The following is a 21,396-nucleotide window of genomic DNA, read 5'->3' as shown; positions in this document are numbered from 1 at the left end:
GACTGACACAATCGGAAATGGCGTCGCACGACCGGGAAGAATTCATTGCCAAAGCATTCGCTAGATCACACGACGGAACATTGGAATACGTGGCCAATGATCAGACGCATCGTTCAGGATGCGGTTGCCCCTTATTTCGGCAAGATTGTCCTGGCTCTGATTTGCATGGCGCTTATGGCTGCCGCGACTGGCGGTTATGCCTATCTGATGGATCCGGTGATTAACGAGGTCTTTGTCAAAAAGAACCCGGCGATGCTGGTCCCTGTCGGGGTTGCCGTCCTTGCGGCTTTTGCGCTGAAAGGCTTTGCCAACTATGGGCAGTCGGTTTTGATGAGCTATGTCGGTGGTCGCATCCTTGCCGATATTCAGAACAAGCTTTACGAACATGTCATCCGGCTTGATATCGGGTTCTTCCACAATACCAATACCGGCAAACTGATCACGCGTTTCACCAGCGATATCACCGCGATGCGGGCCGCCGTTTCCGTATCGCTGACCGGTTTTGGCAAGGACTTTTTGACCGCCATCGTGCTGATTGGCGTCATGTTCTATCAGGACTGGCAGCTTGCCATCATTGCGTTCACGGTGTTTCCCGCCGCCATCCTGCCGATTGCCCGCCTGGGCAAGCGCATGCGCAAGGTTTCCGCCAACACCCAGCAGCAGATCGGTGAATTTGCAACCCTCCTTGAACAAACCTTCCAAGGTGTCCGCCATGTCAAAGCCTATGGCATGGAGCCCTATGAATGTTCGCGGATGGAAAAGCTTGTTGAAACCGTCTTTGATCTGAGCTTCAAGGCGCAGAAAGTCAGCGCACGTTCGTCCCCTATCATGGAAACACTCGGCGGCGCTGCGATCACGACCATCATTATTTACGGCGGTAGCCGCGTCATTGACGGGGCAAGCGATCCAGGCAGTTTCTTTTCGTTCATCACGGCCCTGTTGCTGGCCTACGAGCCGGTCAAGCGCCTTGCCAATATCAATATCAATTTGCAGGCCGGTCTTGCAGCATCGCAGCGCGTGTTTACCGTCCTTGATATCGAACCGGAAATTCGCGATGCCGACGATGCCAAAACGCTTCAGGTCAAGGGTGGTGCCATCCAGTTCAAGGATGTTTCCTTTTCTTATAACAATGAAACGACGGCGCTGCGTAACATCAGCCTTGATATAGAGGCCGGTCAGACGATTGCCCTTGTCGGGCCGTCGGGTGCCGGTAAATCGACCATCCTGAACCTGATCCCGCGGTTCTATGATATCAATGCCGGTGCGATCACGATTGATGGTCAGGATATCCGCGATGTAACGCTGGAAAGCCTGCGATCAGCGACCGCACTGGTCAGCCAGGAAATCACGCTGTTTGACGATACGGTTCGATCCAACATCGCCTATGGCCGATTTGGCGCAAGCGATGCCGAAATCGAAGAAGCCGCACGTCATGCAGCAGCCCATGATTTCATCCTGCAACTTGAAAACGGTTATGACACCATTGTCGGCGAACATGGTGTGAAGCTTTCAGGCGGCCAGCGCCAGCGGATCGCGATTGCACGTGCGATGTTGAAAAATGCCCCGATCCTGCTTCTGGACGAGGCAACATCGGCCCTTGATACGGAATCCGAACGCCACATTCAGGGGGCCCTGACCGAATTGATGAAAGGACGGACGACGCTTGTCATCGCGCACCGCCTTTCGACGATTGTCGATGCCGACAAAATTTGCGTCATTCAGAACGGGCATGTTACCGAACAGGGACGCCATGAAGAATTGCTTGCGCTTGGAGGGGCTTACGCCAATCTCTATAATCTGCAATTCTCGGAAGAGAGCGATAACTAGGCCGACAGAAATCGGGATAAACTGGCGTGCAGTTTCATAAGCGGATCATAAAAAGCGATCAGGCGCGCAGCACTTTGTGCTGGCTTGCGGCAACCTATATCCGGTTCATTCGTCTTACCGGTCGCTGGCACACGGAAGGTGGCGATCATCCTGCGCATTTCCTGACCGAAGGAAAACCCTTTATCGTGGCTTTCTGGCATCAGCGGTTGCTGATGATGCCCTATACATGGCGTTCGGTTGCGGGGAACCGACCGTTTAACATGCTGATTTCATCGCATCGCGACGGTGAAATCATTTCCCGCACCATCGGTCATTTCGGAATTGCGACAATTGCCGGGTCAACCGGACAAGGCAAGGGCGGCGCGGCAGCGTTGCGGCGTATTCTCAAGGCCCTCAAGGCAGGCGAAGTCGTCGGCATGACCCCGGATGGACCGCGCGGACCACGCATGCGGATTTCCGATGGCATCGTTCAGGCCGCACGACTGGCCGAAGTCCCGATTTTCCCACTGACCTATTCTGCCTCAAGACGCCGCGTTTTTGGCAGTTGGGACCGGTTTGTTTTGCCGCTTCCATTTTCAAAAGGTGTCTTTAGCTGGGGCGATCCCATCCATATCCCGCGCGATCTGGATGACGACGGATTGGAAGAAAAGCGGCTGGAACTTGAAGCAGCTTTGACCAAGCTGACACAGGAAAGCGATGCCAAGCTTGGCCTTGACGTGATTGAACCTGCCGGACCGGATGAACTTCCCAAACAGAAGCGGTCGGCCGTGGTGGCGGCGGCAGAACAGGAAACGGCCAAATGAGCCTGTTTTACGCCTATCGCGTTGCGACACGGCTTTTGGGTCCGGTACTTGGTCTTTATCTGCAACGGCGCAAAAAACGCGGCAAGGAAGATGCAGGAAGGATCGGCGAACGGTTCGGTCATGCCAGCGCATTGCGCCCGAAGGGAAAGCTGGTCTGGATACACGGGGCCAGCGTTGGCGAATCCCTTTCCGCCCTGCCGGTGATTGATGCCCTTCGCGCGCGTTTTCCCGATGTGTCGATACTTGTCACCACCGGCACCGTCACATCCGCGGCAATGATGTATCAACGCCTTCCGGAAGGTGTGATCCATCAGTTTATTCCGATTGACCGACAGGTCTGCGTTGCCCGTTTCCTGCATCACTGGAAACCTGATGTTGCACTTTGGCTTGAAAGCGATTTCTGGCCCAACATTCTGACAAAGGCCAAAAAGGCGGGGACCAGACTGGCACTTCTGAACGGTCGTATCTCGGCCCGAAGTTTTAAAAGCTATTCCCGGTTCCCTTCCTTCATTACCCCGGTGATCTCGGCCTTTGACCTGATCCTCAGTCAGGGGGCAGAGGAAACCGGGCGTTTCATCGCATTGGGGGGAACCGATGTTCGTGCGGTCGGGAACCTGAAATTCGCAGCCCCCGCCCTGCCGGTTGATAGCGACACGTTGTCCGAACTCAAGACACAGATTGGCAATCGTGCCGTATGGCTTGCCGCAAGTACATTTGACGGCGAAGAAGCCGCATGCGCGCAGGTTCATAAAAGCCTTGCCAGCAAACATGAAAACCTTCTGACGGTGATCGTTCCCCGCCATTCTGATCGGGCCAACGATATCGAAACCGACCTGATCGCAAAGGGCCTGCGCGTGGCGCGCCGAAGCCTTGGCCATGTGATTACCGATCAGGTTGATGTTTATCTTGGCGACACCATGGGCGAGATGGGGCTTTATTACCGGCTTGCACCGGTATGCCTGATCGGCAAGACCCTTTGCGCATCGGGTGGGCAAAACCCGCTGGAACCAGCAAGGCTTGGCTGTGCGATCCTGCATGGCCCGGATATGAGCAACTTTAACGAAATCAGCCGCGAACTTCTTGCCGCCAGAGCATGCCGTCCGGTTGCCGATATCGATGATCTGGCCCGGCAGGTTGATACCCTTCTGACATATCCGGAAAAGGCCCGGGAACTGGCAAATGCTGCGCTGGAATATGCCAATTCCAAGGCCGAGGTGCTTGATCGGACGATGGATGCAATCGCGCCGCTTTTAATCAGCGAGGCCGCCAATGCGCGCCCCTGATTTCTGGCAAGCGGATGGTTTCTGGGCCAAGGCATTATCGCCCCTGTCGCTGCTGTGGCGGGCGGGTGCGGGCATTCGCGCCATGAAAACAACCATGCGTCATCCCGGATGCAAGGTTTTCTGCGTTGGCAATTTTACCATCGGCGGTGCTGGAAAAACCCCGACGGCAATCGCGCTTTATCACACGCTGCACCATATGGGCATCAACGCCCATTTTCTGAGCCGTGGCTATGGCGGGCGTGAAATCGGCCCGCATCGCGTTGATCCGGCGACCGATACGGCCTCCGATGTCGGTGATGAGCCGCTGCTTTTGGCACATACCGCCACAACGTGGGTTTCGCGTGACCGGGGCATGGGGGCTGAAACCGCCCGTCATGCCGGGGCCGATGCGATTATCATGGATGACGGACTGCAAAACCCGTCCGTGATCAAGGATTGCAGCTTTGCCGTTGTCGATAGTGGTTTCGGCATTGGGAATGGTCGCGTGATCCCGGCTGGGCCGATGCGCGAAACACTTGAACAGGGCTTGGCAAAAGTCCACGCCATTATCCTGATTGGCGATGGCAATCCGCCATTTCTGGCAAATCTTCCTGCCTCTGTCCCGGTTCTGAGAGCCCGAGTTGTGCCTTGCAACGGTGTCGAGTTTGACGGTCGCAGGGTCCTTGCATTTGCGGGCATTGCCCGCCCGGCGAAATTCCATGACAGCCTGCGTACCGTTGGTGCCAATATTGTTGCCAGCGTCGATTTCGCGGACCATCATCCGTTTCGCCCGAATGAACTGGCTGACCTGCGCCAAAGGGCCGCAGCCCTGAACGCGGATCTGGTAACAACGGAAAAAGATCTGATGCGCTTGCCTGTCGCGGCGCGCAACGGCATAAGCACACTTGGCATCAAACTGGAATTCGAAGCCCCGGACCAGCTTGAGAAAATCATTAAAGCGGTATTGTCTGATGGCTGAACGCAGCGCCTTTTACAAAGCACGCCAAAAATATGTTTCACACCCTTTACAGGGGCTTGGCGCCTATTTGCTGTTTGGCTTTTTCAAGGTCATGCCGATTGATCTTGCGTCTGCTATCGGCGGTCGGCTTCTGCGCGCGATTGGCCCAAAACTTGGGCAAAGCAAGAAAGCCCGAAATAATCTCGTCAAGGCTTTTCCAGAAAAGTCAGCCGAAGAAATCGAAACCATCATTACAGATATGTGGGAAAATCTCGGTCGTAGTGCGGCAGAAATTCCCCATCTTCCAACGCTAGATTGCGGAAGCCCCCGCCTTGAAATCGTCGGTCTGGAAAACGGTATGGCGACAAGGGAAGATAACAAACCCGGCCTGTTCTTTACCGGCCATATGGGGAACTGGGAAGTTTCGACCAAGATTGGCGATGCGCTTGATATGGAAATGATGACCATTTATCGCGCACCGGATAACCCCTGGGTCGATAAACTTTTCAAAAGCGTTCGCAAGGGATTTCGCGGCGAACTGGTGCCAAAGGGCGCCAAAGGTGCACGGAAATTTGCCGCCTTCCTGAAAAAAGGTGGCCACGCAGCCCTATTGGTCGATCAGAAGCTCAATAACGGGATCGCCGTACCTTTCTTTGGCCGCGATGCGATGACGGCCCCGGCACTGGCACAATTTGCCCTGAAATACGATTGTCCGGTCATTCCGGTGAGGGTCGAAAGGTTGAGCGATGCCAATTTCCGGATGACGTTTTATCCGGCGCTGACAATTATCCCCACCGAAGACCGCGAGGCAGATGTCCTTCGCATCATGACCGAAGTGAACGCCATCATGGAAGGCTGGATCCGTGAACGACCGGCACAATGGCTTTGGCTTCACAAACGCTGGCCGAACTAAGCGGCAATTATCACGCTGGCATTAACCTAATTGGAACGACCTTGCACCAGACTGGTGGGCACCTCACCACCATCTCCGGGGAAGTTTTTTTTGCTGCGTTTCGTCGTCCCGCTTTTCCTGATCCTTATTGCATCGATGTTTGCGGTCTGGCCGTCCTTTGCGCTTGAAGGCGACATCGGCAAGATCGAAAGCAGTTCAAAAAATGTGCGCATACGGATTGCCGAGCTTGATCAGCAGTTGCGCACGCATCTGCAAGAAGCGGTCGAAAAATTCGGCGATCGCCAGATCGAATGCGGTGCCAGCGGCGAAAAGAAATCACTGTCAGATTGCATTGCCGAAGACGACGATAACCTGACGCAAGCCAAACTATCGATTGCACGCGCCAAAGATCGCGACGCGGAAGAAAGCCCGCTTGATGAACTGGCAGCAACCGAAGAACGTTTTGCCATGTTCATCGAACGTCTCAATAAAACCAACGACCTTCTGTCCCGTGCCGGGGCAACAATGTATCGGACCAGCTTCGATATCACGCCGGAAATGGATCAGTTGCGCCGACAGGTTATTGTCTATGTCGAACGCAAACAGGAATATGATCTGCGCCTGAATCAGGCGATGTTGATCGCGGGTGTAACGCTTGTCCTGATCGCTATTTTCGCGATGATCTTTTTCGCCACACGCCGCATTCGGGGAAATTAGGATCAGCATCCTTTGTTGCAGGACAAATTGCGTTGATAATGTGATCAAACCCCGTTACCGACTGGCTCAAGAGCGATCGTCCGAGGAAACAAAGAAATAATGACACAGGCCTATTGGCAGGACATTCTGGTTGCATTGCGCCAGATCATTCGCGCAACCGATCTGCATTCCAAACGCATGATGAAAGCCTGTGGCCTGACCATCCCGCAGGTGATGGTTCTGCGCGCGATTGACGAATTGCAGAACGTTACGGTGCGCCGCATTTCCAATCATGTGTCCCTTAGCCAGGCAACGGTCACCACGATCCTGAACCGCCTTGAACAGCGCGGGCTGGCAGAGCGTCGTCGCAGCACCACGGACAAGCGCGTGGTCAATACGGTTCTGACAGAGGCAGGTCAGAATGTTCTGAAAGCAGCCCCAACCATGCTGCACGAAGAATTCATATCCCAATTCGAAGCCCTGCCCGATTGGGAAAAAACGCAGCTTCTGTCATCCATGCAGCGGGTCGCGACAATGATGAATGCGGAAAAGATTGATGCGGCCCCGTTGCTTGACGTCCGCCCTGCCGACGAAATTCCGCGTTAGGTCGGTTCAAACCGGATTACAGATCAGCAATCACCACTTGGTGGCCATTACGTCTGGCATCGCCGACGGCATTGAATTTCTTCCCATCGCGACTGACCTTAGCGGCGTGAACACCGCCAAAGAACATATCCTCCGCATCCCAGCGTTGCTGGTCTTCAAGGCTAAGACCATCCAGAGCCGATCCGTCAAATCCCGGTTCGACAGACAGAAGACTGTCTTCGACATGAAGCCGCGGTGCCGCCACCGCCCCATGCAGGGTCATGTCATAGGCATCGATATTCAGCATCACCTGCAACATGGTCGAACGAATGCGGTTTGACCCGCCAGAACCAAGTGCAATCGCATCACCATTGCCCGCCAGATACAGGGCCGGAGTCATCATCGATGTCATCCGCACACCGCACGGCCAGTGATGGAACCCGTCGGGTGACAGATCGGCTTCGCCCAGCATGTTATTGAGCATGATACCAGTCCCCGGCACCATGCGCCCGGAACAGGACCCGTTTGAAATCGTCGCCGCGGCAAGATTGCCATCGCCATCAACCACGGAAATATGGGTCGTGCCATTCTGGCTAAGCGGGCGGTCGCCAATCATAGACCGGTAGGATTCGCAAAATTCGTCGGCAAGGATTGTCGGGCTTGCGCCATGTTCGCTGCGTGCCAGCCCGGTGGCATGAAGAATGCGCGAAATGGCTTCGAGATGACGGGCCGATCCAAATGCCCCGAGTTCAATTTCACGCGCAAGCTTAAGTCCGAAGCCAACCAGAACCCCGCCCGACGCCGGTGGCGGGTTTAAAACAAACCGCCCGTTGCGTCCGGCGATCAATAGCGGATCACGGACCAGAACGCGGTATGCCGCCAAATCCGCCCCTGTCAGATAGCCGCCATATTCCCGGCATTCGGTCACCAGCGCATGACCAAGATCGCCGTGATAAAAACCGTCCGATCCAGCCCGCAGCAAATATTCAATGCTATCGGCCATATCAGCCTGACGAAGAATGGAACCCTCGTCCGGCAATTCAAATCCGTCTTCATCCTGATGCCCCGGCGCACCGAAAACGGCCCGGCTATCTTTGGAAAATGCCAGAAGCGGGGTTACGATCCCCATGACATACCGTTGAAACGCATCCAGCTTGATCCCGTCGCGTGCGGCTGTAATTGCCGGTTCGGCCAGCATCGCCATCGGCAGGGATCCAAGATCGTCATGCAGCTTGAAAATACCGGCAACCACGCCCGGTGTTGCAACCGAACCGTATCCGCCGTGAAATTCCTGGGTAACGCCACCGGAAAATGTCGCAAACCGGCTTTCGAATTCAAGTTCTTCACGCGGGCGTTTGGCAAGCGGGGTTTCGACAAAAAAATCATAAAGCCGGGGCGGTTTTCCCGCCGGGCGTGTCATGACAAACCCGCCGCCGCCCAATGATGCCAGAACCGGCTCCGCCACGCACGCCGTCCACATCGCCGCAGTCACCGCATCAAAGGCATTACCGCCCGCCTCAAGCACATCGGCAGCCGCGCGTGCGGTGACATCATGTCCTGCGGCGACGGCTCCGTGCTTTTTCATGGCAGAGATTCCTTATTGTTTATTCATCGTCAGTTGCTGGCCTTCACTTTCGCGGCCTTTTGTGCGTCTTCCATCGGCGGCACAAGCAGGGCGGCGTCAACACGCGCATCCCCGACATTGATCCGCCAATCCAGATGCGGCCCGGTTGCCCGGCCACTTGCCCCGACCTTGGCAATCGGATCACCCTGCCGAACCACATCACCAACTTTCACATCGATTTCCGACAGATGCAAAAACGCCGAAACCATGCCAAGCCCGTGATCAATAAACAGGGTCGCCCCGGAAAAATACATATCGGGATGCGCCAGCGTCACAATCCCGTCCGCCGGGGCCACGACCTGTGTGCCGGTGGGAACGGCAATATCCACCCCCCAATGCGGGGCGCGCGGTTCACCATTCAAGATGCGTTGCGACCCATAGACACCGCTGATCGGGCCCAGAACCGGCCAGATAAAGCCGTTCTTGTAAAATTCCTGGGTAAACCGTTCGACACGCGCTTCGCGGGCCTGACGCGAATCATCCCTGATCCGCTCCAAGACCTCCGGGTCCGGCGTCACCATCTTGGGCGGCAGGCCATCAATCCGCTGGATATCGAATTCACGATCACCGATGTCATAGGCATATTCTTCGACAGCCCCGTCTGCCTTGCGCAGTGTCAGCTTCGCCGGCCCCTCGTAATCGCGCGGGAAGCCAAGGATAAACGCCCCGTCCGGGCCAATCGTATCAATGGCCTTGCCATCCAGAAGGATGCTGCTTCCGGGTTCGGTCTGACCGAACACGATGCCGCCCTGAACAAACTGACCCTGATAGATCGGCTCGGCCGCGATTGCCCCAACGCATGACGCCATCAAACCGGTTGCCGCCAAAAACATCTTCATTGCGAAACGCATTACAGAAGGCTCCCTTGCCTGTCGTCATCTTTGGGGGCCGGGTCTTTTTTCCGGGCCGGTTTCGGTTTGGCAGCCGATTTCGGCGCGACCGTGGCAACCGGTGCCGCCTCGGGTGCTCCAGAGGAATACGTCCCTGCTGTTACATCGGCACGTCCATCCTGCATTTCCAGAATGTAACCCTGCCCGGCAATCAAATCCGACGCCCGGCCGATCAAACCTTCATCCGCACCGCGCACAACGGCAAAGCCACGTTTGAGAACATTGCGATAGGAATAGCTTTCCAGAAGACGGTCATACCGCGCCAGTCCTTCGGCTTCGCGGTTCAGGATATTTTTAACCGCCGCCTGCATACGGCCCGCCAGATCATCGATCTGTTTGCGGTCGCGTGTGATATCGCGTCTGGCATTTGCCGGGCGAAGTCCGGCTGCGGCCTGATCAAGACGTGCCTTTTGCATCTGGATGGCGGATTTGATCGCCCCATCCAGTCGCAGACCGGCATTTTCCAATCGCCCGCGTTTTTCCGAAAGCTGTTCACGCGGGCTAACCAACCGTGCCCCGGCTTCGTTCAGGCGTGCGCGCGCCTGCTGCAAGACACTGCCTGCCGCACGAGGCAGCCGGTCGGCCCAGTTATCAAGGGTCTGGCTGCGTTCCTCAAGCATCCGGCGCGGATCGCCAAGACCACGCGCAAGACTTTCAAGGGCGGTGCGTTTTTCCACACCAAGCCGACGGACCGCCTGCGTCAGACGAAGGCCGTCTTCCTCGACCTGACCGATCAGATCAAGCCGCACCGGAACGGCCTTTTCCGCGGCCCCCGTCGGAGTAGGCGCACGCAGGTCAGACACAAAATCAATCAGGGTGGTATCGGTTTCATGACCGACCGCCGAAATCACCGGAATGTCGGATTCCGCCACCGCGCGGGCAATGATTTCCTCGTTAAATGCCCAAAGGTCTTCCAACGACCCGCCACCGCGCGCAACAATCAGGACGTCGGGACGCGGAATATTGCCATAGGGCAAAAGATCATTGAAACCGCGCACGGCCTGCGCGACCTGTTCGGCGGCACCGGTTCCCTGTACCAATACGGGCCATAACAGAACCCGGCGCGGGAAACGTTCGCGCAGCCGATGCATGATATCGCGGATCACCGCCCCGGTCGGGGATGTTACAATCCCGATGACATCGGGCAGGAACGGGATCGGCTTTTTGCGATCCGCATCAAACAGTCCTTCGGCAGCAAGTTTCTTTTTGCGTTCTTCCAGAAGTTTCAGGAGTGCGCCTTCGCCGGCAACCTCCATCGTTTCGATGACAATCTGGTATTTCGACCGGCCGGGAAATGTCGTCAATCGGCCGGTTACAATGACTTCCATGCCGTCTTCGGGTGCGATGCCAAGTTTGGATGCCTGCCCGCGCCAGCAAACACCATCCAGCACCGCCTGATCGTCTTTGAGTGCCAGATACATGTGACCGCTGCTTGCGCGCTTGAAGCCGGAAATCTCGCCGCGCACACGCACAAACGAAAACGCATCCTCGACCGTGCGTTTAAGCGCGTTGGAAAGATCGGAGACCGAAAATTCCGGCAGATTTCCCGGTTTCGCGGGTTCTTCGGGCATGGGGGCGAACGGGTCGAACAAATCTTGCGTCATCAAGGGCACTTTATGCTAAAAGCCCGCATAAATTTTCAAGCGGGATGGGGTGTAAGCCTAGTTCATCCCGTCTGGACCATCAAGCAGTCGGACACGTAATCGAGGTTAAAATCATGAAGGTTCTGGTCGTTGGCGGTGGCGGACGTGAACATGCATTGTGCTGGGCAATTGCCAAAAGCCCGCGACTGACCAAGCTTTGGTGTGCGCAGGGCAATGCCGGGATTGCCGATTCAGCAGAATGTGTCGCCATTTCCGATAGCGACATTGATGGCCTTGTAAAATTTGCCGCCGACAATGCGGTTGATCTGGTTGTTGTCGGCCCCGAGGCCCCGCTGGTCGCGGGCCTTGTCGATGCGCTGGATGCGGCTGGCATCAAATCGTTTGGCTGTTCCAAGGCCGCCGCACAGCTTGAAGGCTCCAAGGGTTTCATGAAGGACATGGTGGCAAAGTTTGGCGTCCCGTCTGCGGCCTATGGCCGTTTCACCACGCCCGACGATGCCCGCGCCTTTGTTGAAAAGCACGGTGCGCCGATTGTCGTTAAGACCGACGGCCTTGCCGCGGGCAAGGGTGTGACGATCTGCCAGACAGTTGACGAAGCCCTTGCCGCAATTGACGAATGCATGGTCGGTGGCAAATTCGGCGATGCCGGTGCGGAGCTGGTGATCGAGGAATTCATGACCGGCGAAGAAGCATCCTTCTTTGCGGTTTGTGACGGTGAAAACGTCATTCCGCTGATTGCAGCACAGGATCACAAGGCCGTTGGCGAAGGCGATACCGGCCCGAATACCGGTGGTATGGGGGCCTATTCCCCGGCCCCGGTCTTTACCAAATCGGTTGAAGACAAGGTCATGGAACAGATCATTGTTCCGACCGTCAAGGGCATGGCCGCCGAAGGCCATCCGTTCAAGGGCGTCCTGTTTGCCGGTCTGATGATTGACGATGCCGGCAACCCGAAACTGATCGAATACAACATCCGTTTTGGCGACCCGGAATGCCAGGTTCTGATGACGCGCCTGAAATCGGATGTGCTTGATATCCTTGATGGGGCGGCCACCGGCAAACTCGATACCGTCAAACCCGAATGGCATGACGAAACCGCCATGGTCGTTGTCATGGCCGCCAAGGGGTATCCGGGCAGCTACGACAAAGGCACCGAGATCAGAAACGTGGCCGATGCGGATGCGATGGACAAGGTCAAGGTCCTGCATGCGGGCACGAAAATGGATGGTGACAAACTGACCGCGACGGGGGGGCGCGTTCTTGGCGTTACCGCACGCGGCACGTCGGTGACCGAGGCACAGAAACGCGCCTATCAGGCGGTTGATGCCATTAACTGGCCGGGTGGTTTTTGCCGTCGTGATATCGGCTGGCGCGCGATTGCCCGCGAGCAGAAATAAACATTCAACTTGGAAAAGACCGGGTCATGCAGCCCGGTCTTTTTTCATGCCTGCGTGATAGCGCACCGCGCATTGCCCGTTCGGGCCATGTTCGATGGTGGCCTCGACACCGAACACATCGCGCAGATTTTGGGTCGTCAGAATATCGGCAGGACTGCCGATCCCCACCAGTTCCCCGTCACGCATCATGGCAATCCGGTCGCAATACATCGCGGCATGGTTCAGATCGTGCAGGGCCGCCACCACGGTAACCGACAATTCACGCACCAGCTCCAGCAATCCAAGCTGATGACGGATATCCAGATGGTTTGTCGGCTCGTCCAGCAGAAGGAATTTTGGTTCCTGCGCCAGCGCGCGCGCGATATGAACCCGCTGCTTCTCACCGCCCGAAAGCGTATGCCAGAACCGGTCAGCCAGATGGGTCATGTCGACATCGCCGAGCGCACGTTCCACAATCGCATCGTCGCGTTCCGACCAAGGCGACAGCATGCTGAGATAAGGTGTGCGTCCCAGTGCCACCGCCTCGCGCGCGGTCAGGCGGTCGGTGGTGTCGGCCTGCTGTTCGACAAAGCCGATCTGCCGGGCCAGTTTGCGACGGCCATGCTTTTTCATGTCCTGCCCTGCCAGTATTGCACGCCCCTGATCAGGTGGACGAATACCGGCCAAAACCGACATCAAACTTGTTTTGCCCGATCCATTCGGCCCGATCAGGCCAAGGAACTCGCCCGGTTCAACCCGGAGGGAGACATTTTTGATGATCTTGCGAAAACCGGCAGACCAGACGATATCGCGCAGTTCCAGGGTCATCGCAAAATCCTTCCGTGACACAGGATCAGGGCAAAGGCCGGGGCCCCGACAAGGGCAGTGATCACCCCGATTGGCAAAACCTGCCCCGGAACGATCACGCGTGAGATGACATCGGCACAGACCAGAAACAGTGCGCCAATCAATGCCGATAGCGGTAATAGCAGCCCATGGCGCGTTCCGACAAAAAAGCGCGCCGCATGCGGGATCACGAGCCCGACAAAGCCGATGGAACCAACGATACTGACCATTACCGCGGTCATCATCGCGGCTGCGGCAATCAGGATCGCATAAACCCGCCTGACCGGAACACCAAGCGATGCGGCGGATTCCCTACCAAATGTAAAGGCATCAAGTGCGCGTGCATGCCAAAGACACACGACAAGCCCGACAAGAGCCACGGGTAAAGCCAGCCACACATCGGGCCAGCGCACGCCGCTAAGATTGCCCAGAAGCCAGAACATGATGCCGCGCGCCTGCTCGGCACTAGCCGATTTGGTGACAATGAAGGATGTCAGGGCATTGAACATCTGCGATCCGGCAATCCCGGCCAGAATGATCGCACCCGTACCGCGCCCGGCCTGTAACGCCAGAAGGGTCACAAAGGCGAATGCCGCCACTGCGCCGATAAATGCACCAAGTGACAGCGAAAGCATCCCGGCCCCAAGACCTAGGATCACGATGCTGACCGCACCGGTCGATGCCCCGGCCGAAATGCCGAGCAGATAGGGATCGGCAAGACTGTTGCGCAAAAGCGCCTGCAGGACCGCACCGGAAACGGCCAAGGCCGCCCCGCAACTTGCGGCAACGATGGCGCGGCTCAGCCGATAGTTCCAGATTATACCGGCATCAATCGCATCCACCGGATACCCGGCATCCCACAAATGATTGGCAATCGTATTGATCACCGTGCCCACCGGGATCGCTGTTTCGCCCACCGATGCGGCAACCGCCAGAACCGCTGCCAGCAACATCAGCGCGGCAAATGCCACGCTGATGCGTTTGATGAAAACAGGGCTGGAAATGATATTCCCGATCATTGGCCCGATCACTGGGTTGCCTCGAACGCCTCGATTGCCTTGGCCAGCGTTTCAATGCCGTCGATTGTCCGCATGGTCGGGTTCATCGACTGGGCATCCATGACGACGATATTTCCGCTTTTGACCGCATTCATCTGACGGGTTACCGGATCGGATTTCAGGAACTGCATTTTAAGTTCCCAGTCATCGGCCGGAAAACGACGACGATCCATTTTGCCAATCACAATGATATCGGGATTGGTCCGTACGATGGTTTCCCACCCGGCTGTGGGCCATTCATCATCACTGTCGATGACATTCTCCACACCAAGGATCGACATGACATAGGCCGGTGCGCCTTTCTGCCCGGCAACAAACGGATCAACATCGATTTCAGCACTGGAGAACCAGAACAGTGCCGAAATTCCCTTGCCATTCACGGCGGCGACTTTTTCGCGCGCAGCCTGTTCGCGGGCTTTGAAATCGGCAATCAGATCTGCGCCGCGTTCCTCGACATCGAAGATTTTCGAAAGGTCGGCTATCCCCTGATAGATCTGATCCATCGAAAAGGCATCAATCCGCGTTCCGTCACCGCCCGTGGTGTTGTCCTTACCGACGCAATCGGCTGGTGCGGTATAGACCGGGATTGAAAGTTCAGCAAACTGGTCAATCGTTCCGACCTTGCCATTCGGGCCGATATGCCATTGGAACTGGGTTGTGACCAAATCGGGTTTCTGGCCGACCACACTTTCAAAGCTGGGATCGTTGTCGGCAAGCCGCGGAATGGTGGCGTTGACGTCGCGAAACTGTTCCTGCACCGGGCCAAGCCATACGGCCGTTCCGACCACCCTGTCCGCCAGTCCCAGAAGATAAAGCAGTTCAGTGCTGCTTTGGCCAAGCGATACGGCACGGTTCGGAGCCTGATCAAAGGTCAGGGTTCGACCACAATTTTCCAATGTAAGCGGATATTCCGTGGCAGATGCGTATTGTGCGAAAGAAGCCAGTCCTGCAGCAAACACCCCGACTGCAAAAACCTTTTTGTTCAGTTCAATCACTTTGCGTCCTTTCATGGATATGCTGATCGGGAATTTCATTTCCCGACCGGACATACCAAACCAATAAATGTTATGTTATAACATAACATCAAAGTTACTATGGTCAAGGGACTGGCTAAAGTGCTGAAAAATGGCGGGAAATGCCGGGATCCAAGGGCGGTCCAATGGCTTTCAGCCCGCCCGGAACGGTGACATATACCGACATCCTCCGGGGCACCCCGCCCGGTCCGTCGTATTCATGTCAGCAGGTCTCCTGGCTCGCGGGTCGTTGTGTTTTCCTGCCTTCCCGGGAAATATCCCAGTGGCTTTCAGAAGGAAACACTCACCGCCTACAGTTGCGGGGGCAGCTTCGGTTAACCGTCTTCACGGACGGCTTCGAATTCCCTTTATCCTTATCGGATACTGACATCTATCGGTGTCACATAGTCACGAAGGCCGGTCAAGCCAATTGCGAATAAATCGCAATGATTACAATTTTCAATAGGCGTTCGCCGCCGCCGTGCCATCGCCGCCCAGCCGCCCAAGGATCGCCGAGACATCGCGCATCGGTGGCGCGCCAAACATGCGGGCATATTCACGGCTGAACTGTGATGCGCTTTCATATCCGACTTCATAGGCCGCGGTTGCCGCATCCTTCATTTCGGTCAGCATCATCTGGCGCGCCATCGTCAGGCGAAGGCGTTTCTGATACTGAAGCGGGCTCATGGAGGTTACCTGTTTGAAATGATGATGGAAGGAAGACGGACTCATATTCGCCTGTGCCGCCAGATCATCGACCCGAAGCGGTGCGGCAAAATCGTCCTTCATAAGCCGGATGATCTTGGAAATGCGCTGCATGTTGCTGCCGCCCATGCCGATTTGCGCAATCCTGGCCCCCTGAAGGCCGCGCAGAAGGCGATAATGCACTTCGCGCAGAAGCATCGGTGCCATCACCGAAATATCGTCTTTCTCATCACACAGGCGCAACAGGCGCATCACGGCATCCAGCAAGGTATCGCTGGCGTTATCGACATGAAGCCCGCAATCGCTTTCGGATGCCGAGCCGACCTGAAGATCAATCTGGGTGACAAGATCGCCCAACATCTGACCATCCAGTTCAATCGACAAACTGCGATACGGAAGTGCTGCACTGGCATTTGTCACACAGCCGACAATCGGCAGGTCGACCGACGCCACCAGATACTTTCCGGGCGCATAACTGAAAACCGCCTCGCCCAGAGTGACCTCTTTGGCACCTGACGCGATAATGCAAAGGCATGGCTTGTAGATTGTCGGAACTTTCATCGACGGCCCGGTCGCACGATACAGATGCACCGCCTTCACCGGCGTCTCGGCAACACCTTCGCCTTCGCAGTATCTGTCAATCAGTTCAGACATCTCTTCAAACACAGGCATCACCAAACTCCTTTGTTTCTCTAATATGAACTATAGCAACCAGAACCATCCTGAAAAGCGGTTTTCACCCTGCCTGGAGAATCAGGCAATTGATCAAGAGTTCTGTGTATTCATCAGGCAACCATTTGCAATCACAGTAAGCGCCATGATCCAGACAAGGAGGATGTCATGTCGCTTATGTCCAGCAATGTTGAAAACAAGGTTGTCGTCATTACCGGTGCCAGCAGCGGAATTGGCGAGGCCACGGCAAAACTTCTGGCCGAAAACGGTGCAAAGGTCGTTCTTGCGGCCCGACGCACGGCAAAGCTTCATTCCATCGTCGCCGAAATCGAGGCCGAAGGCGGCACCGCCACATGTCGCGCGGTTGATGTCACCGATGCCGACGACGTCGAAGCACTGATCTATTTCGCCAAAAACACCTATGGCCGCGTTGATGTGATCTTCAACAATGCCGGTGTCATGCCCCTGTCGCCGCTTGCCGAACTGAAAATTGACGAGTGGAACAAGATGATCGACGTCAATATTCGCGGCGTCCTGAATGGCATTGCCGCCGGTCTGCCATTGTTCAAGGAACAGGGTAGCGGCCACATCATCAATACCGCATCCATTGGCGCACATCTGGTATCCCCGACTGCCGCCGTTTACTGCGCCACGAAATATGCCGTCTGGGCGATTTCCGATGGCCTGCGTCAGGAAAGCCGCGATATCCGCGTCACCACCATTTCGCCGGGCGTTACCGAAACAGAACTTGGCAACGACATTACCGATGACAATGCCAAAGGGTTTCTCGGTGAACTGCGCAAAACCGCACTCAGTCCGATTTCCATTGCATGGTCGGTGCTTTACGCAATCGCCCAGCCCGAAAGCGTCGATGTCAACGAGATCATCGTGCGCCCGACCGCATCGGCATATTGATCCGTAACGCCCAAGGAGGCCCACATGGCACGTCATATGTTTGCGTCTTCTATCGCCAGTCTTCTGATGCTGTTTTCCAGCACCGCCACCGCACAGGAGGAAACCGTCATGTCCGGAACCACATCGAACGACCCGCATCCCTATGTTGGCATGTGGGTCACGGCTGATGGCAATATCCGTCAGGAATTGCTGGCCAACGGACGTTATGACGAGGCGCGCGGCAATCGCCCGTCTGCCTATCAGGGGCGTTATGAAATTTCCGGCAATCACATCGATTACTGGGATGATACCGGTTTTACCGCCGACGGATATTTCGAGGACAGTGTTCTGTATCACGCCGGAATGGTGATGTATCGCCAGCCCATACAATAGCATTCAGGCTTTAAAAGCCCCGCTGCACCGGCTAACCCGGCGCAGAACCCGCAAGGAACGGTATCGAATGGATGCCGTTCCTTTTTTTCATTTTCATGCGCGAAAACTTTGCCAATAATCAGGTCGCTGTCACGGGCACATTGCCAGTCGCGACATTCCGTTCATCAGCCGTGGCAAGGGTAAACAGATCAATCGGTTCGGAAAGCCCACGGACATCCATCTGCCCGATCTTGCGAAATTCTTTTGCGGTCAGATACTGTGCCGTCGTTGCAGAAATCAGAACGTCGGTTCCCAGTTCCTTGTTCATCACTTCCAATCGGGCCGCCATATTTACCGTATCGCCATGCACGGTATAGTTCTGACGCCCACCCCCGCCGACACTGCCGGCAATCACCGTGCCGGTGCATATCCCGATACGCGTACGAACATGGATCCCGGCGAAATCCCGACTTTGCACGAGATCGGAAATCTCGCGTGCGGCCCGCACGGCACATCTGGCATGGTCGGCATCCTCGACCGGAACATTGAAGGTCGCCAGTACCGCATCGCCCTGAAACTGGGTAATCACACCATGATGACGGGTAATGATCTGTGACACTGCATCGAAATAGGTATTGAGAACCTCGACAATACCTTTTGGACCGATGGTTTCGGTCAGCTTGGTGAAATCGGCCAGATCGGCAAACAGGATGGTTGCCTCACGCTCGACCGGGGCCAGCGATCCGCGTTTGGAAATCAGCACTTCGGCAATGGCGGGCGGCACATATTGTCCGAAAATATCGGAAATGGCGCTACGTTCCTGTTCTGCCTCGATCTGCCGGCGCACCGTATGGCGCGCACGCCACATGACCAGACCAATCAGAATGGCAACAACAACCAGCGAGAGGGCTTCCTGTGCGCGGCTCCAGGCACCGATAAAATCGGGGCTGAAGAAATAGGTCACAAAAGTCTGGGTATCGGGAGATGTGCCGATATCCTGCCAGTCATAGGTCTGATCCATATCGCGGATGGCATAAAGAAACGCACCAAGCCACCCGGCCGCCCCACACATACCGGCCCATAAAACAAGGCCAGGCGAAAAACTGAACGCGGCAACGCCAAGAATGATGAAATAGAACGGAAAAATCGGCGTGCGGAAAATCACCGCCTGGGGCAGATCGACATTGTCAAATACCGGTTGGGTCGCAATCAGAAGCGACAGGAACCCGATATCAAGTGCAATGAACAGATACTTGATCCAGTTCCGGTCATAGGATGATCCGATAATCCGGTAATGGATGATGCCAAACCCGGCAAAGACACCAAGCGCAATCAGATATTCAATGGCACGTAACGGGTCCCCCGACCGCGACGCCACAAGCCAGACCCCCATCAGGATCAGCGCGACCAGACGCCCCTTGATCGCCAGTCGCAGACCGTTCTGTTCCGCCTGATGGAAAATGGCTCTCTGCCCGGGCTTTCCCATAACGGTTTGCTGCATGAACATGCCTTTCTGCGATGGCGACCTCGCCATTTCAATGATTGCAAGTTTATTTAGGCAGACATCTGGCATACCGCTATGCGAAAAATGCAGATATTACGATCTTGAATTCGCCATGTTTTATCCCGATTACGTCCACACTGTCCGGTATAGTTCCGGACATCTTAAATTAACGGGACCTGATTGATGACGACTTCTGTGGAACGCAGACGATTTCTGAAATCCATGGCCGCTGCCGGGCTGATCCTGCCGGGCATGTCGATGGTCAATGGTGCCTCGGCCGCGAACGAAAAACTTGATCTTGGCGAACCGCAAAGCTTCAGCTTTGACGCCCTGATCAAACGCGCCGAAGCCATGGCAAAATCGCCTTACGAGCCGCCTGTCGCCCCCGATCCCGAAATTGTCGGCAAGATCGATTACGACATTCATGGCAAGCTGCATTACAAGCGCGAATTTTCGCCATACGCCGATGGTTCGGGCACCTATCCGCTGACCTTCTTCCATCTGGGCATGTATTTTGCCAAACCGGTGCATATGTATCTGGTGGATGGTGGCAAATCGCGCGAAATGGTTTATACGCCCGACTATTTCGACATGCCCGAAGACAGCATCGCGCGCAAGCTTTCGGAAAACAGCGGTTTTGCCGGGTTCCGTCTGCATGAAAATGTCGAACGTGATGACTGGAAAACACAGGACTGGGCAGCGTTTCTTGGCGCATCCTATTTCCGTGCGATTGGCGATGAAGGTCAATATGGCCTGTCTGCGCGCGGTATTGTCGTCAATACGGCAACGTCCCAGCCCGAAGAATTCCCCGATTTCCGCGAATTTTATATCGAGCCCGCGAAATCGGCCAATGCCCCGGTCACGGTCTATGCCCTGCTGGATGGCCCCAGCATCACGGGTGCCTACCGGTTTTATCTGACGCGCGGCGAAGGTGTGACCATGGATGTCGAAAAACACCTGTTCCTGCGCAAGGATATCGAACGCCTTGGCATCGCACCGCTGACCAGCATGTTCTGGTATTCGGAACAGAACAAATCGTTCCGCTTTGACTGGCGTCCCGAAGTGCATGACAGCGACGGGCTGGAGCTTTGGACCGGAAACGGCGAACGCATCTGGCGTCAGTTGAACAATCCGGAAATCATCCGCACATCAGCATTCGGTGACAAAAACCCGCGTGGTTTTGGCCTGATGCAGCGTGACCGCGAAGTCAGCCATTATCTTGACGGTGTGCGTTATCACCGCCGCCCCAGCCTGTGGGTCGAACCGCTTGGCGCATGGGAAGACGGGGCCGTGCAGCTTGTCGAAATCCCGACCGACGATGAAATTCATGACAATATCGGTGCCTTCTGGGTGCCGAATGCTCCGGCCAAGGCGGGCAACAGCTATCAGTTCCGTTATCGCCTGTATTGGCAGGCACAGAATCCGTTCCCGATGGACAAGCTTGCCCATGCGACCGCCACCCGTATGGGCCGCGGCGGCAATCCCGGCACGGTCCGCCCGAAGGACGAATTGAAATTCTCGGTCGAATTCGAGGGGGAAATCCTTGGAACCCTGGCCTATGGCGAGTTCCCGGAAGTCATTGTTTCAACCTCGCGCGGGGAAATTGTCCGCACCAAGATCGAACCGATCATGGATACCCGTATCTGGCGTGCGGCGTTTGACCTTAAAGTCGAGGGCAATGAGCCGGTTGATTTGCGGATGTATCTGAAACGTGGTGATGCCCCGCTTAGCGAAACCTGGATGTATCAGCATTTGCCGGGATTGCGTGGACAGACACGCGAATAAAAACAAAGGCCCGTCATAATGGCGGGCTTT

The 21,396-nt window shown here is 55.9% G+C and carries 19 protein-coding genes and 1 riboswitch; of the genes, 11 read left to right on the top strand and 8 right to left on the bottom strand.

Features of this window, described 5'->3' with window-relative positions:
• Window positions 1–96: 96 nt before the first annotated feature.
• The 7 genes from P8T57_RS12570 to P8T57_RS12540 all read left to right on the top strand — a co-directional run bounded on the left by P8T57_RS12570 (window position 97) and on the right by P8T57_RS12540 (window position 7,044).
• A complete protein-coding gene (locus P8T57_RS12570) occupies window positions 97–1,827 on the top strand; it encodes an ABC transporter transmembrane domain-containing protein (RefSeq protein ID WP_063093282.1) in 1,731 nt (576 codons plus the stop codon).
• A gap of 26 nt (window positions 1,828–1,853) precedes the next feature.
• Window positions 1,854–2,630, top strand: coding sequence for a lysophospholipid acyltransferase family protein (locus P8T57_RS12565; protein ID WP_071239449.1), 777 nt, complete (start codon window positions 1,854–1,856; stop codon window positions 2,628–2,630).
• Window positions 2,627–3,913 (top strand): 3-deoxy-D-manno-octulosonic acid transferase, encoded by a 1,287-nt coding sequence (locus P8T57_RS12560; RefSeq protein ID WP_071239450.1) that lies wholly within the window; start codon window positions 2,627–2,629, stop codon window positions 3,911–3,913. The genes P8T57_RS12565 and P8T57_RS12560 overlap by 4 nt, the downstream gene beginning before the upstream one ends.
• On the top strand, window positions 3,900–4,871 hold the full coding sequence (gene lpxK / locus P8T57_RS12555; RefSeq protein ID WP_341363289.1) for a tetraacyldisaccharide 4'-kinase: 972 nt from the start codon (window positions 3,900–3,902) through the stop codon (window positions 4,869–4,871). The genes P8T57_RS12560 and lpxK overlap by 14 nt, the downstream gene beginning before the upstream one ends.
• Window positions 4,864–5,763 (top strand): lauroyl acyltransferase, encoded by a 900-nt coding sequence (locus P8T57_RS12550; protein ID WP_341363288.1) that lies wholly within the window; start codon window positions 4,864–4,866, stop codon window positions 5,761–5,763. Before lpxK ends, P8T57_RS12550 begins: the two co-directional genes overlap by 8 nt.
• 90 nt (window positions 5,764–5,853) lie before the next feature.
• Window positions 5,854–6,459 (top strand): hypothetical protein, encoded by a 606-nt coding sequence (locus P8T57_RS12545; RefSeq protein WP_037991048.1) that lies wholly within the window; start codon window positions 5,854–5,856, stop codon window positions 6,457–6,459.
• A gap of 99 nt (window positions 6,460–6,558) precedes the next feature.
• Window positions 6,559–7,044, top strand: a complete 486-nt coding sequence (locus P8T57_RS12540) for a MarR family transcriptional regulator (protein ID WP_063093276.1) — start codon at window positions 6,559–6,561, stop codon at window positions 7,042–7,044.
• Window positions 7,045–7,060: 16 nt separating this feature from the next.
• On the opposite strand, the gene P8T57_RS12535 is transcribed toward P8T57_RS12540, so the two are convergent.
• The 3 genes from P8T57_RS12535 to xseA are packed head-to-tail and all read right to left on the bottom strand — an operon-like array spanning window position 7,061 to window position 11,141.
• Window positions 7,061–8,608, bottom strand: coding sequence for a gamma-glutamyltransferase (locus P8T57_RS12535; protein ID WP_341363287.1), 1,548 nt, complete (start codon window positions 8,606–8,608; stop codon window positions 7,061–7,063).
• Window positions 8,609–8,637: 29 nt separating this feature from the next.
• A complete protein-coding gene (locus P8T57_RS12530) occupies window positions 8,638–9,498 on the bottom strand; it encodes a M23 family metallopeptidase (protein WP_341363286.1) in 861 nt (286 codons plus the stop codon).
• Window positions 9,498–11,141: an exodeoxyribonuclease VII large subunit gene (gene xseA, locus P8T57_RS12525; RefSeq protein ID WP_341363285.1), complete on the bottom strand. Its 1,644-nt coding sequence runs from the start codon at window positions 11,139–11,141 to the stop codon at window positions 9,498–9,500. The genes P8T57_RS12530 and xseA overlap by 1 nt, the downstream gene beginning before the upstream one ends.
• A 113-nt stretch (window positions 11,142–11,254) precedes the next feature.
• On the opposite strand from xseA, the gene purD reads away from it, so the two are divergent.
• A complete protein-coding gene (gene purD / locus P8T57_RS12520; protein ID WP_341363284.1) occupies window positions 11,255–12,538 on the top strand; it encodes a phosphoribosylamine--glycine ligase in 1,284 nt (427 codons plus the stop codon).
• Between the two features lie 24 nt (window positions 12,539–12,562).
• Here purD and P8T57_RS12515 read toward each other — a convergent pair whose 3' ends face one another.
• The 4 genes from P8T57_RS12515 to P8T57_RS12500 form a co-directional block, all read right to left on the bottom strand.
• Complete coding sequence (locus P8T57_RS12515) at window positions 12,563–13,345, bottom strand: ABC transporter ATP-binding protein (RefSeq protein ID WP_341363283.1); 783 nt, start codon at window positions 13,343–13,345, stop codon at window positions 12,563–12,565.
• On the bottom strand, window positions 13,342–14,382 hold the full coding sequence (locus P8T57_RS12510; protein WP_052268345.1) for an iron ABC transporter permease: 1,041 nt from the start codon (window positions 14,380–14,382) through the stop codon (window positions 13,342–13,344). The genes P8T57_RS12515 and P8T57_RS12510 overlap by 4 nt, the downstream gene beginning before the upstream one ends.
• Window positions 14,383–14,390: 8 nt before the next feature.
• Window positions 14,391–15,431 (bottom strand): ABC transporter substrate-binding protein, encoded by a 1,041-nt coding sequence (locus tag P8T57_RS12505; protein WP_341363282.1) that lies wholly within the window; start codon window positions 15,429–15,431, stop codon window positions 14,391–14,393.
• A gap of 210 nt (window positions 15,432–15,641) precedes the next feature.
• Window positions 15,642–15,838: riboswitch (cobalamin riboswitch) on the bottom strand.
• A 55-nt stretch (window positions 15,839–15,893) separates the two neighbouring features.
• Window positions 15,894–16,811 carry an AraC family transcriptional regulator gene (locus P8T57_RS12500; protein ID WP_007091234.1) on the bottom strand — a complete coding sequence of 306 codons (918 nt, stop codon included), beginning with the start codon at window positions 16,809–16,811 and terminating at the stop codon, window positions 15,894–15,896.
• Between the two features lie 168 nt (window positions 16,812–16,979).
• Between P8T57_RS12500 and P8T57_RS12495 the strand changes: the two genes are divergently transcribed.
• Both P8T57_RS12495 and P8T57_RS12490 read left to right on the top strand, forming a co-directional pair.
• Window positions 16,980–17,726 (top strand): SDR family oxidoreductase, encoded by a 747-nt coding sequence (locus tag P8T57_RS12495; protein ID WP_341363281.1) that lies wholly within the window; start codon window positions 16,980–16,982, stop codon window positions 17,724–17,726.
• A 24-nt stretch (window positions 17,727–17,750) separates the two neighbouring features.
• A complete protein-coding gene (locus P8T57_RS12490; protein WP_341363280.1) occupies window positions 17,751–18,098 on the top strand; it encodes an Atu4866 domain-containing protein in 348 nt (115 codons plus the stop codon).
• A 118-nt stretch (window positions 18,099–18,216) separates the two neighbouring features.
• Here the strand turns inward: P8T57_RS12490 and P8T57_RS12485 are convergent, their stop codons facing one another.
• Window positions 18,217–19,578: an adenylate/guanylate cyclase domain-containing protein gene (locus tag P8T57_RS12485; RefSeq protein ID WP_341363279.1), complete on the bottom strand. Its 1,362-nt coding sequence runs from the start codon at window positions 19,576–19,578 to the stop codon at window positions 18,217–18,219.
• A gap of 186 nt (window positions 19,579–19,764) precedes the next feature.
• Here P8T57_RS12485 and P8T57_RS12480 point away from each other — a divergent pair, with 186 nt between their 5' ends.
• Entirely contained in the window at window positions 19,765–21,366 is a 1,602-nt protein-coding gene (locus tag P8T57_RS12480) for a glucan biosynthesis protein D (RefSeq protein WP_341363278.1), read from the top strand.
• The last annotated feature ends 30 nt before the right edge of the window (window positions 21,367–21,396 follow it).

It is taken from the genome of Thalassospira sp. SN3W, assembly GCF_038070535.1.
Lineage (GTDB): Bacteria > Pseudomonadota > Alphaproteobacteria > Rhodospirillales > Thalassospiraceae > Thalassospira > Thalassospira xiamenensis.
The sequence above is the reverse complement of the archived record's forward strand: the minus strand, read 5'-3'. Positions and strand labels throughout refer to the sequence as shown.